Raw genomic sequence first — 13,228 nt, 5'->3', positions numbered from 1 at the left:
ACAATGGGAATGAAATCCCGGATCTGCTGCACACCCTGGACAGTCGAGTTGGTCGGCCGGGGCTGTCCCAGGCCGTCGGCCACTGTCAGGCGTCGGCCTGGACCTCGATGAGCGCGCGACCGACGATCTTGCCTTCGCTCAGGAGCCGGTAGGCCAGGTCGGCTTCCTCGAGGGCGAAGCGCCGGCTGATCAGGGCTCCGGGATCGAGGAGTTTGTCCGCCACGAGCTGCCCGAGATGCGCCAGGTCCTGGCGAGGGCGCCCGCCGAAGGAACCGCAGACCTGGATCTTGCGGCGCACGAGCCGCGTGATCTCGATCTCCGCGGTCGTGCCGACCGGTGCGATCCCGACCATCACGCAGCGACCGCCGTCGGCGGCCATTTCCGTGGCCTGCCGGAAGGTGCCGGGCCTGCCGATCGCTTCGAGGACCAGGGCGGCTCCGCCCCCGGTGATGTCCCGGACCGCCTCCACCGGATCCACTGCCGCCGCGTTGACGACCGCGGTGGCCCCGAGGTGCACCGCGGTCCGCAACCGGTCGTCCGCCAGGTCGACCGCCACGATCTGGTCGGCTCCCAACGCCTTGGCCACCGCCACCGTGCTGAGGCCGACGCCTCCCGCACCCACGACGACCACGGACGATCCCGGCCGCAGCCCGCCGACATGTGCCAGGGCTCCATAGGCCGTGAGGAAGGCGCAACCGAGGATGGCCGAATCCTTCAGGTGCCCACCGGAGGGAATGGGCGCCGCGGCGAGCGCGGGCATCACCGCGTACTCGGCGAGACCTGCCATGGAATACATCCAGACCGGGTTTCCGTGGCCGTCGAACAGCCGGGTGGTGCCGTCATAGAGGGTCCCGTTCAAACGGTTGTGCGCGAAGAACGGCTCACACAATTCCTCCCGGCCGGAAGTACACATCGAGCACGTCCCGCACGGCATGACGAAGGCGCCCACAACACTCTGACCTGCGCTGATGTGCGCAACGCCGGCGCCGACCGCCTCGACCGTCCCGGAGACCTCATGCCCGAGTACGGCGGGAAAGGGAAAGGTCACCGAGCCGTCCCGCACATGGAGGTCGGTGTGGCAGACACCGCAGGCAGCGATGCGTACGAGGATCTCCCCCGGGCCCGGTCGCGGGTTACGGAGATCCACGATCTCGAAGGATCCGGACGGGGCCCGGACAACGGCGGCTCTCATCGTGCGTCCTCTCCAAAGACGGGGCCCACCGTGCGGCACCGCATCACGTTCTACGTGCCGACGAGCGGATTGGCGCCCGACGGAAGCGGAGTCCGGCGGGCGGCCAGGGCGCGGCGCCCCCGGCGCCGTCAGCCCATCCGGGCACACATGTGCGCCCCGTCGCGTTGATCACTCCTAGTGGCGATTCACCAGCATGGTGGGCCGCCGGCCCGTAAGTCAGACACAGCACGTGCAAGACTGCGCCGGCTGTATGCATAATTCGTGCAACGACTGAAGCAATCCGCCATTGAGGGCCTCATCGGCCCCGGCCCCATGTCCCGGCCCCATGCCCCGGCTCAGACCGACCGGGCAGTGCCGCGCATCTGTTTCCGGCCCCGGGCCCCGCCGTCCCGGGGCGCGTCCCACCGGTCCGCCTCCTCGCGGGCAACCTTCCCCCTTGGCTCCGAAGAGGTCAGTATGGCTCTGTCAGTAGCAGCCGCCCTGCAACTCGAAGTATTCGGCCGCACCACCGCCCGGGTATACGCGGGCGAGGAGAATCTCGACCATACGATCCGCTGGGTCCACCCAGTGGAGATCCCTGACATCGCCCAGTTCCTGACCGGTGGCGAGCTGCTCCTGACCGCCGGCCTGGGCGTCGGCCGGACCGCGAGTGAGCAGCGGCGCTACATCCGGGAGGTGAGTGCGGCCGGGGCTTCCGCGCTGGTCATCGAGCTCAGCGGCCGGGCTTTCACCGCCATGCCCCCGGCGCTGATCGACGAGGCCAGGCGGCTCGGTTTCCCGCTCGTCGGTCTGGCGGACGAACTGCCCTTCGTGGAGGTGTCCGCCCAGGTGCACGAGCTGATCGCGGATGAGAGGAACTCTGATCTCGTCGCGTTCGAGCGCCTCAACGCGGATTTCATCCATCTCCTCCTGGCCAGCCGAAGCCACGTATCCTTCGCCGAGGCACTCGCCCATCACATCGGCTCCCCGGTCGTGCTCGAGGACACCGATCACCAGGTCGTGGCCTACGCCGGCGGCACGGCCGAGACCGATCTCCTGATGAGGAACTGGGGACTGCACGCCAGGATGGCCCACCAGGCGGGCATCCCCGGGGGCCAGCACAACAAGTCCTCCATGGTCCAGTCCCACGACGAACCGGGCTGTACTCGGCGCATGATCGTCCTCCGCGGCGAGGCATGGGGCTGGATCCACGTCTTCCACGGCGCCGGCGAGCTGACCGGTGTCCATGCCTACGCCCTCGACCGCGCCGCCGACACGATCGCCATCGCCCTGCTCGGCGACCGGGAGAGCGGCGCACGGGCCTCACATCGGCAGAGCTCACTCATCAACCGGCTGCTGCTCGGAGACATCACCGGTGAGCAGTTCGTCGACCGGGCCCTGAGGATAGGTCGCGACCTGCGCGATCGGCCCCTCGCCGCCGTCGTGCTGTGCATCGCTGAAGGTCCCGGCCGTCGTAGCAGACATCGGGGAGCACGTCCTGGCCATCGCCGGCCTGACCAATCCGCTGTCCGCGCAACAGCTCACCGACCGACTCGACCGGGACGGAGTCCGCGCCGGTGTCAGTCGCAGCGTCCCGGCCACCCAGCTCGCGGACGCGACACGCCAGGCGCGTACGGCGGCTTCCGTCGCCGCCACGCGCGCGCAGCCCACCACGCTGCACTTCGACCGGCTCGGCGTCCTGCGTCTGCTTGTCTCGCTCACCGACGGCCTGGAGCTGCGGCGATACGTCGACGACGAGCTCGGACCGCTCCTGCGCCACGACGCGACCGAGTCCAATCCCCTGCTGCCGACCCTGCGGGCCTACCTGGCCGCGGACGGCAACAAGTCACGCGCGGCGGAAACCCTGTTCATCCAGCGCCGCACCCTTTACTACCGCATCGAGCGACTGAACAGCCTGCTCGGCAGGTCAGCGGACGACCCCGAGGTTCGCGGAGGGCTCTCACTCGCGCTGCGAGCACTGGATCTCATGGAATCCAGCCAGCCGCTTCAGCCACTCCAGCCCCCTGGCCCTCGCAAACCGATCATCTGAATTCATGATCCGACGATGGTGTCCACCGGACAAGGGGCCCCTGGGCACGATCGGCCCGCCTCGATGCCATCGAACGCACCCGCCAGGACCGAGGCCCGCACCATCTCGCAACCGGGCCTTGACACCCACACCCGACAATGAAGCCGCGCAGCTACCACTTTCCTCTCTCTGCTCTCGGGAGTTCCCGTGTCCGTTGAGGACTTCAACGCCGAAGCCTGGACCGTTTACGGCCAACGTCAGCTGAACCATGGGTACATGCCGCCGGTCCCCGAACGGCTGGAGTGGACCCCGTGGGAGGGGGTCGGTCCCGGTGCCGAGATCCTCGGTGACGTCACCGGCAAACGCGTCCTGGACATCGGCTCCGGCCCCGGCCACCACGCCGTACACCTGGCCCGAACACACGATGCGCGGGTCACCGCGATCGAACTGTCCCTCACCCAGCACCGACGCGCCATCAGCACACACGCAGGCACTCCCGGCGTCCACTTCGTACATGGCGACGTGATCGACCACCTCCGCACCGCACAGCCCTTCGACGCCGCGTACGCCATCGGCAGCCTCGCCTTCACCGACCCGCACCGCTCCCTGCCCGCGCTGCGGGACGGCCTGCGCCCCGGCGCCCCGCTGATCCTCTCGCTCCTCCACACCGACCTGCACGGCCACGGTCCATCCACGACCGTCGAGCCACGCGAGCAGCTGCTCAGGCTCCGCGACGATCCACCGCTGCCCACCCGGATGTGGGTCCTGGCACCGCGGCTGTGGGAGGACCTGCTCACCGAGCACGGCTTCCGAGTCGAGGCCATCGACCTTCTGCGCCCCTCCGACGAGGACAACCCCGTCGTGCAGCAGCTCATCCGCGCCCGCCGCCTCCCACACCGCCCCGCACGCATCTCCAGCCGCCCCCGCACCACCCGGCCGCCCGCGCCGCACGCCGCCATCGGCGTCGGCGCCATCGTCCTCAGCGACCAGGGCGTACTCCTCGGCCGCCACCGTCACGGCACCCTCGAACTACCGGGAGGAACCGTAGAAGCCGGGGAATCCCTGGAAGCGACCGTGATCCGTGAACTCGCCGAGGAAACCGGCCTGATCGCCCGACCCGACGACGTCACCCTCCTGGGCACACTCGTCGACCACGTCGGAGACGTGGTGCGGGTCACCGTCGGCGCCACCGTCAGCGCCTGGCAAGGCCGGCCGGTCACCCAGCCGGACGAGAGCGTCGGTGACTGGGCCTGGTACCCCCTGGACCAGCTGCCCGACGGCCTGTTCGTATGCAGCGCCCAGATCCTCACCGCCTGGCGCCCCGACCTGCCCATCGACCACACCCCAGCGCATTTCACTCCCTACGCCTGACGCACAGCACAGCACAGCCCGTCCCGCCCCGGGCGTCCTCAGACCAGGCGGGCCCTCAGCCACTGGTGGATGGCGAGCGCGGTGGTACGGGCGTGCTCCTCCAGCATGGTGAAGTGGTCCCCGTCCACGGTGACCTCGGCGTGCGGCAGGCTCCAGTCCGGGGCGGGTTCGGCGCCGGGCAGTGGGTCGCGGGCCCGTACGTACAGGGTGGGACAGGCGAGCGGCGCGGGTTTCCAGCCGCTGAAGAGCTCGAAGTATCCGGCCATGGCGGTGAGCCGGTCGGGGCCGGCAGAGGCGAATTCCGCCGCCCGGCGCAGCATGTCCGACGTCATCGCGGAGAGCGCCTGACCCCGGTCGCCTTGACCGGGGGGATAGGTGTCCACCAGGACGACGGCCGCCGGGGCGGCGCCCTCGGACTCCAGCCGCTCGGCCACGGCATGGGCCACCCAGCCACCGGCCGACCGCCCCAGCAGTACCAGGGGGCCTTCGGCCGCGGCCGCGCGGACGGCGATGGCCTGGGCGGTGACGAGAGCGTCCAGTGTGGCGGGCAGAGCCTCTCCGGGCTCGAACCCCGGGTGCCACACCGCGGAGACCGGCCGCAGGCCGCGCAGCCCGGCACCGAGGCGCGCGTACTCCTGCGGTCCGGACACGGCGCTGAGCGCGGGGCAGCAGACCAGCCGGGCCCCCGTGCCGCCCGCCGCGAGCATGACGGGTTCGCGCGTCGCGCCGGGCGCCCCGGTGCTGTCGAAGACCGGGCGCAGGCGCGCGGCGATGGTGAGGAGCGCCATGCCGTCCCAGCTCTGTCCCCGGGCACATGCGGCGCGGAAGAGCGCGCCCAGGGAGTCCGGAGCTCCCCCGGTGTGCGGTGCGTCGGCGGTCCGCACCCGGGCGTCCGGCGGAGCGCCCGCCTCCGGACCGCTCTCCGGACCGCCCTCCTGATTGTCCTCCGGACCAGCCTCCGGACCGCCCACCGCTCCGGCGTCCGCCGGTCGGCCCGGGGAGCCCGGAGGGCCGACGGCCTCCGGCCGTGCCGGGCCGTCGGACGTGGCGTCAGCAGGAGGTGCCTCGGCGACGTACCGCCGCGTCAGCTCGGTGGCGAGGGCGCGCGGCGTCGGGAAGTCGAACAGCAGCGTGGAGGGCAGTGCCAGCCCCATCCACGCCGCGAGCTCATTGCGCAATTCGACCGCGGCCAGGGAGTCCAGCCCCAGGTCCGCCAGCAGGGCGTCCTCATCGATCTCGGTGGCCTCCTCCGCGTGGCCGAGGACGCGGGCCGCCAGGGTCCGGACCTTCGTGAGCAGCACCCCGCCCCGCTCGCCGGGGGAAGCGGCCGCCAACGCCCGGCCCAGCCGGTCCCCGCCCCTGTCGCCCGCGTCGGCGGCGGGGGTTCGGAGCCGGTCCGCCGCCGTTTCGCCGCCGTGGAGAGCGGCTGGTTCGCCACCGTGGAGAGCGGCCGGGGCGAGGCGGGCCGCCACCACCACGGGTTCGTCACCGGCCACGGCGGCGTCGAAGAGGACCAGGCCCTCTTCCGGTCCGAGCGGGTCGAACCCGGAACGGGCCATCCGCTGCCGGTCCGCGTCGCCGAGGTGCGCCATCATGCCGTCGTCCTGCCGCCAGGGGCCCCAGGCGATCGACGTACCGGGCAGTCCGAGCCGACGGCGGTGCCGTGCCAGGGCGTCCAGCACGCAGTTGGCCGCGGCGTAGTTGGCCTGGCCCGCGGAGCCGAAGGTACCCGCCACCGAGGAGAACAGCGCGAACACGGCCAAGTCGTGACCGCGGGTCAGTTCGTGCAGAGCGAGAGCGGTGTCCGCCTTGGGGCGCAGCACCCGTCTCAGACGGTCGGTGGTGAGCGCCGTGACGACGCAGTCGTCCAGCACCCCCGCGGCGTGCACGACGCCGGTCAGCGGGTGGGCCGCCGGTACCGCGTCGAGCAGGGCGGCGAGCGCGGTCCGGTCCGCGACGTCACAGGCGTGAACGGTCACCTGGGCGCCCGCCTCACGCAGCTCCGCGACGAGTTCCCGGGCCCCCGGAGCGTCCGGCCCGCGCCGGCCCGCGAGCAGCAGATGACGGACGCCGTGGGCGGTGACCAGGTGCCGCGCCACCAGCATGCCCAGGGAACCGGTGCCGCCGGTGACCAGGACTGTGCCCTCCGGGTCGAGCGGCCGTCGCTTCCGCGGCTCCGGTGCCGCCCTGGCCAGTGGCACCAGCTTCGGCACATATGCCGTCCCCCGGCGTACGGCTGCCTCCGGTACCGAGGCGGCCAGCAGGGCGGGCAGGGCACTCCAGGAGTCGGGGTGTCCGTCCACGTCGATCAGGGCGAAGCGGCCCGGGTTTTCGCGCAGGGCCGAGCGGACCAGACCCCACACCGGTGTGTGCACTGGTACGGACGCTGTCTCGCCGGACCGGCCGTCACTCCCGCGACCGGCGGCACCGTCCGTGGGGAAACCGTCGTCGGCCGAAGTGACGGCACCGGACGTCACGAGGACGAGCCGGGAGCGGGACAGATGCGGTTCGGCGAGCCACTCCTGTACGAGCCCCAGCGCCCGGTCCGCTGCCCGCAGCAACCCGGCGGCCCGATCCTGCGCGCCGCCGGTCGGGTCAGGCGGTGGGCAGGGTGCCACGACGACGGCCGACGACGCGTCGCACGCCGCCGGGCCGCGATACACCGGGACGCCGGAACCCGGGGGCGCGAGGGCGTCCACCAGCCGTGTGCCCGCCGTGCCCAGAACCCCCCAGCGGGGCGGCGCCACGGGTGCGGGCGGCTCGGTCAGCGGCACCCAGTCAGTCCGGTGGAGAGCGCCGGTGACCGCCCCGTGGAGAGCACCGGTGACCGCCCCGTGGAGAGCGCCGGTGACCGCGTCCGCCGGGCTTGAGCCGGTACGCGGCAGGGGCCGGAGCGTCAGCGAACGGACCGTCGCCACCGGTGAGCCCGTCTCGTCGGTCAGCTCCACTCCGGCCTGCCCGTCGGGCCCGGGGGCCACCCGTACCCGCAAGCGCCGTACGCCGGTGGTGTGCACGCGCACTCCGCTGAAGGCGAACGGCAGGGACAACCCACCGACCGCCGCCGGGCCGACTGCCCCGGAACCGTCTCTGCCGAGCCCGTCCAGGGCCAGGGCGTGCAGCGCCGCGTCGAGCAGTGCGGGATGCAGGACGAACTGCGGGCCGTCCGCGTCCGGGCGCGGCTCCCGGGCCGCTTCGGGCAGCGCGACGTCGGCGTACAACTCCTCCCCGTGCCGCCAGGCGGCCCGCATGCCCCGGAAGGCGGGACCGTAACGCAGCCCGTTGGCGGCCAGTCGCTCATACGGTCCGTACCCCGGACCGTCGGCACTCAGAGGCACCGCCGCCTCCGGCGGCCAGGACGCGTGCGGCCGGGGCACGCCGCCGGTCCCGGCGGCGGCCGCTTCCCGGTCCGCGGGCGGCCGCGCCGGGGAAAGAGTGCCGACGGCGTTCCGGAGCCAGGGCTCATCACCCGCCGCGGTGTGCGGCCGGGAGTGGAAGAACACGGCCCGCCGTCCCGCGGCGTCCGCCCCCGCCACCTTCACCTGCAAGGCGACAGCACCGTCCGAGGGCAACGGCAGCGGCGCGGTCAGGACGAGCTCGTCCAGGACTGCCGCGCCCGCCAGCTCACCGGCGTGCAGGGCCATGTCGACGAAAGCGGTCGCCGGCAGCAAGGTCTCCCCAGCCACCACATGATCGGCAAGCCACGGCTGTTCGCGCGCCGAGAGCACCGCGCTCAGCAGCAACCCGTCGTCGTCGGCCGTGCGGGTGGACGACCGCAGGAACGGATGGGCGGGCTCGGCCGTCGGGGACCCGGGCGGATCCCCCGGGGCGGCCTCCAGCCAGTACCGGCGGCGCTGGAAGGCGTACGTGGGCAGTGCGACGCGCCGCCCGCCGCGCCCGGCGAAGACGGCCCGCCAGTCGACGGGCACGCCGTGGGCGTGCAGCGCGGCCAGCGTGTCGAGCAGGGCGTCCGCTTCCGGCCGCGTCCCGCGCAGAGTCGGCAGGACCAGCGGTGCCGGGCCCCGCTCGCCGCCGCCCGCCTCGCCCGCGTCCGGGTTGGCCGGGGCCGGGTTGGCCGGGGCCGGTCCGGACGCGGCGAGGCAATCCCGTACCAGGCCGGTGAGCACCCCGTCCGGCCCCAGTTCGACGTAGTGTGCCGCGCCTCGCTCGCCCAGGTGCGCCACCGAATCGGCGAAGCGGACCGGACGGCGGACATGGTCCACCCAGAACTCCGGTGTGCACAGCTCCTCGTCGGTGGCCGCCCGGCCCGCCACGGCGGTGAGCAGAGGCAGCCGCGGCGCGGCGAAGGACAGACGCCGGACCACGTCCGCGAAGTCGGCCAGCACGGGCTCCATCCGAGCGGAGTGGAAGGCATGGCCGACCCGCAGCGCCTTCACCGAACGGCCCCGCTTCCGGAAGTACGCGGCGGTCTCCCGCACCGCCGCCTCGTCGCCGGAGACGACCACCGAGGCGGGCCCGTTGACCGCGGCGATCTCCACCGCACACCCGGTCTCGGCGAGGTGGGCGGCAACCTCGTCCGCGCCGGCGGCCACAGCCGCCATCGCGCCGCCCGCGGGCAGCGCGTCCATCAGCCGGCCTCGGGCCGCCACCAGTGTGCACGCGTCCGCGAGGGACAACACCCCGGCGACATGGGCCGCCGTCACCTCCCCCACCGAGTGCCCGGCCACCGGACCGGGGCGTACCCCCCAGGCCTCGAACTGCCGGAACAGGGCCGTCTCCAGGGCGAAGAGCGCCGGCTGCGCGAACCGGGTCGTCTGCAGCAGCGCACCCGTCTCCGTACCGGGCCCGGCGAACATGACGTCCCGCAGGGGCACCGGCAGCAGCGGGTCGAGCAGGGCACAGCACTCGTCCAGCGAACGGGCGAAGGCCGGATGCGGATCCCGCGACTCGTACAGTTCACGGCCCATGCCGGGGCGCTGGCTGCCCTGGCCGGTGAACAGCAGGGCCGGCGGGCCGGAGTGGTGGGACGTGCCCGTGTGCACTCCGGGCGGGCCGTCGTCCTCCGCCACGGCCCGCAGTGAGCCGAGCAGTTCGGCACGGTCCCGGGCCACCACCACGGCCCGGTGCTCGAAGGCCGTACGCGTGGTGGCGAGCGAGTACCCGAGGTCCACCAGGGACGTATCGGGGGCGGCGACCACATGGTCGTACAGCCGTCGTGCCTGGGCCCGCAGCCCCGGCACGCTCCTGGCCGACACCGGAAAGGCCACGGCGGCCCGTCCGGGACAAGCCGCACCTTCCCGCGGAACACCGCCGCTCGCGGCCCCGCCGTCCGCCACGGCAGGCGGTGCGGCCTCCCCGTCGCCCGGAGGCTCTTCGAGCACCACATGGGCGTTGGTGCCACTGATGCCGAAGGAGGACACCCCCACCCGGCGCCGGCGGTTCACCGCAGGCCACTCCACCGCCCGGGTCAGCAGCACGATCCGCCCCGGCGACCAGTCGACACGGGGGGTCGGCTCGTCGGCGTGCAGCGTGCGCGGCAGCACGCCGTACCGCATCGCCTGCACCATTTTGATCACGCCGGCCACCCCGGCGGCGGCCTGGGCGTGACCGATGTTCGACTTCACCGAGCCCAGCCGGAGGGGATGCCGCCGCGCGTGGCGCCCGTACGTCGCGAAGAAGGCCTCCGCCTCGATGACGTCCCCCAGCCGGGTGCCGGTGCCGTGCGCCTCCACCGCGTCGATGTCCTCAGGGTTCAGCCCCGCGTCCGCGAGCGCCTGCCGGATCACCCGCTGCTGCGCCGGTCCGTGCGGCGCGGTCAGCCCGTTGCTCGCCCCGTCCTGGTTCACCGCGGAGCCGCGCACCACGGCCAGGACCGGAAGTCCGGCGCGACGCGCCTCGGACAACCGGCTCAGCAGCAGCATTCCGGCGCCCTCGGCCCACACCGTGCCGTCGGCGGACGCGCCGAACGCCTTGCAGCGGCCGTCCGGTGCCAGCGCCCGCTGACGGCTGAACTCCACGAACGACGAGGGCCCCGACATCACCGTGGCGCCGCCGGCCAACGCGAAGGCACACTCACCCCGGCGCAGCGCCTGGGCCGCCAGGTGCAGGGCCACCAGGGACGAGGAACACGCCGTGTCCACGGTGAGCGCCGGTCCTTCGAGGCCGAAGGTGTACGCGATACGACCCGAGGCGACGCTTCCGGCGTTGCCGAGGCCGAGGTACCCCTCGACATGTTCGGGCGTCCTGGTCAGGCGGCGGGCGTAGTCGCTGTACATCAGCCCGACGTACACCCCGGTCGGCGAGGAGCGCAGGGTGGCGGGAACGAGACCGGCGTGCTCGAAGGCCTCCCACGCCACTTCGAGCAGCAGCCGGTGCTGCGGGTCCATGGCCAGCGCCTCGCGGGGCGAGATGCCGAAGAAGCCGGGGTCGAAGCGGTCCGCACCGGAGAGGAAACCGCCCTCGCGCACATACGTCCGTCCGGGCCGCCCGGGGTCCGGGTCATACAGCGCCCGGGTGTCCCAGCCCCGGTCGGTGGGGAAGGGACCGATGGCGTCCCTCCCGTCGGCCACCAGCCGCCACAGTTCCTCGGGAGAAGCCACGTCTCCGGGATAGCGGCACGCCATCCCCACTATCACCACGGGATCGTCGTCCGACCGGGCCGCGCTCCGGTTCACGGGCCCGGCACCGGCCGGCCCGGCGGCGTTCCGTTCCCCGAGGTGGGCGGCGAGCGCGGCGGCCGTGGGAAAGTCGAAGGCGACGGCCTCGGAGAGCGGCAGGCCGGTCACCGCCGACAACCGCTCCCGCAGCACCGTCGCCGTCAGGGAGTCCATACCCAGGTCCCGCAGTGCCGTGTTCGGCTCCACCGCCTGAGGCGCACAGCCGAGCACGGCCGCCACCTCGCCGCGCACCAGAGCCGGCAGGTCCTCCGACGGCTTCCCGGCGGCCTCCGCGCCCAGCGCCCGCGCGGGCAAGCCGGCGAGGTCCCGCCGCAGGATCTTCCCGGAGACAGTACGGGGAATGTCCGCCACCTCGAACAGCTCGACCGGCACCTTGAAGCCGGACAGTTCCGCACGGCAGGCGGCCAGGACGCTCCCCCTGTCCAGTACGCCGCCACCGGGCCCGGCGACCAGATAGCCGACCGGCACCTCGCCGAAGGCGGGGTGCGGGCGTCCGGCCACGGCGGCGTCCGCCACCCCCGGAAGCCGCCGCAGCACCGCCTCCACTTCCGAGGGATGGATGTTCTCCCCGCCCCGGATGATCAGGTCACTCGCCCGGCCGGTGACCGCCAGTTCACCGGAGGCATCGATCCTGACCAGGTCACCCGTGCGGAACCAGCCGTCGCGCAGTACCTCCGCGGTGGCTTCCGGTCTGCCGTGGTAACCGGCCATGACCCCGGGCCCGCTGACCCACAGCTCGCCCTCGCCCGTGTCCCGGCCGTCGGGGCCCCCGCCGACCCGGACCCGGGTGCCGGGCAGCACCCGGCCGCACACCCCGGACGCCGTCGCCTCGCCCGGAGCCGCCATGGTGACCGGGCCCGCCTCCGTGCTGCCGTAGTGCTCCAGATAGGGGACACGGCAGATCGCCTCGAAGGACTCGCGGAACCCGGGCCCCGCCGCGGCACCGCCGCTGACACAACCCCGCAGCGCGGGGGCGCCGAGACCGATGCCGTCCTTGCCGCCCTCCTCGCCCCGGACCGCGTCGAGCAGCGCCGAATACGTGGTCGGGACCCCGCCGAGCAAGGTGAACGAACCGTCCCCACGACGCAGTTCACCGAGCACACCCGCCACCGAGAACCGGGGCAGCAGCACCGCGCTCGCCCCCACCGCGGTCACCCCGAGGAAGCACACCACCTGACTCATCGCGTGATGGAGGGGCAGCGGCCACAGCACGCGGTCCCGTCTCGACAGGCCCAGGACACCGACGAACCCCGTCGCGATCGGCGAGAGACGGTTGCGCTGGGTGGACAGGACGCCCTTGGGCACGCCGGAGGAGCCCGAGGTGTAGAGCAGCCAGGCCACTTCGTCCAGTGCGAGATCGTCCCGGGCCGGCATCCGCGGCTCCGTACCCGCCAACTCCTCGTACCGCAGAACACCGCCCGCCACCACGGCGGGCCGGCCCCCGGCTGCGCCGGCCTCGTCCACCGGCTCCTCGACGTCCGCGCACGAAGGCGAGCTCTCGGCCCCGTCCTCGTCGCCACCTTCGGCCACCACCACGGTCAGCCCGTGCCGGATCGACAGCGTTGGCCGCCGCGTCAGGCAGGCGCCGTCGGTGATGAGCAACCGTGCCCCGCTGTCGTCCAGCAAGCGGGTCAGCTCCTCCTCCGGGCTCCCGGGGTCCAGGGGCACACCCACGCCGCTCGCCCGGGTGACAGCGAGCAGGCTCTCGACCGTCTCGACACGGTTGCCGAGCAGTACGGCCACCCGGTCACCGCGCGCCAGGCCGAGGGCAGCCAGGTGACCGGCCAGCCGTGCGGTCCTCCGTTCCAGCTCCCGGTAGGTCACACGCCTGAGCCGGTCCTGGAAACAGACCTTGTCCCCGAGGCGACGGGCGTGGTCCCCGAGCAGTTCCGGCAGCGGTTTGACGATGTCGGCGTGCGTAGGCACCGAATGACCTCCTTGAGGCGACCCGTCGTTGAGGACGACGGCACGATCCACCCGGTTGCCTGCCAACGGGGACGCCCGGACCCGCGGCTGCGTGGA

General features: G+C 73.1%; 4 protein-coding genes and 2 pseudogenes. 3 read left to right on the top strand and 3 right to left on the bottom strand.

Annotated elements, in window-relative coordinates; translation table 11 throughout:
* Nucleotides 1–85 precede the first annotated feature (85 nt).
* Nucleotides 86–1,192, bottom strand: a complete 1,107-nt coding sequence (locus J2Z30_RS42480; RefSeq protein WP_044580267.1) for a zinc-binding dehydrogenase — start codon at nucleotides 1,190–1,192, stop codon at nucleotides 86–88.
* Between the two features lie 312 nt (nucleotides 1,193–1,504).
* On the opposite strand from J2Z30_RS42480, the pseudogene J2Z30_RS51935 reads away from it, so the two are divergent.
* Nucleotides 1,505–1,975, top strand: a pseudogene (locus tag J2Z30_RS51935) (PucR family transcriptional regulator ligand-binding domain-containing protein); the annotation flags it as partial.
* 534 nt (nucleotides 1,976–2,509) lie between these two features.
* On the opposite strand, the gene J2Z30_RS42470 reads toward J2Z30_RS51935, so the two are convergent.
* Nucleotides 2,510–2,656, bottom strand: a complete 147-nt coding sequence (locus tag J2Z30_RS42470) for a hypothetical protein (RefSeq protein WP_209469073.1) — start codon at nucleotides 2,654–2,656, stop codon at nucleotides 2,510–2,512.
* Here J2Z30_RS42470 and J2Z30_RS51930 point away from each other — a divergent pair.
* A pseudogene (locus tag J2Z30_RS51930) lies at nucleotides 2,595–3,089 on the top strand (PucR family transcriptional regulator); the annotation flags it as partial. The gene J2Z30_RS42470 and the pseudogene J2Z30_RS51930 overlap by 62 nt on opposite strands.
* Before the next feature lie 318 nt (nucleotides 3,090–3,407).
* Nucleotides 3,408–4,571, top strand: coding sequence for a bifunctional class I SAM-dependent methyltransferase/NUDIX hydrolase (locus J2Z30_RS42460; protein ID WP_044580265.1), 1,164 nt, complete (start codon nucleotides 3,408–3,410; stop codon nucleotides 4,569–4,571).
* A 38-nt stretch (nucleotides 4,572–4,609) separates the two neighbouring features.
* Here J2Z30_RS42460 and J2Z30_RS42455 read toward each other — a convergent pair whose 3' ends face one another.
* Entirely contained in the window at nucleotides 4,610–13,132 is an 8,523-nt protein-coding gene (locus J2Z30_RS42455; protein ID WP_052701875.1) for a type I polyketide synthase, read from the bottom strand.
* Nucleotides 13,133–13,228: the final 96 nt, after the last annotated feature.

The sequence above is a fragment of the Streptomyces iranensis genome, from assembly GCF_017874715.1.
GTDB classification, from domain to species: Bacteria; Actinomycetota; Actinomycetes; order Streptomycetales; family Streptomycetaceae; genus Streptomyces; species Streptomyces iranensis.
This window is presented reverse-complemented; position numbering and strand designations above follow the sequence as displayed.

Excerpts from the sequence above, each read along its gene's own strand:
- J2Z30_RS42480 (WP_044580267.1), bottom strand. The coding sequence starts at position 1,192 with ATGAGAGCCGCCGTTGTCCGGGCCCCGTCCGGATCCTTCGAGATCGTG.
- J2Z30_RS42470 (WP_209469073.1), bottom strand. The coding sequence starts at position 2,656 with ATGTCTGCTACGACGGCCGGGACCTTCAGCGATGCACAGCACGACGGC.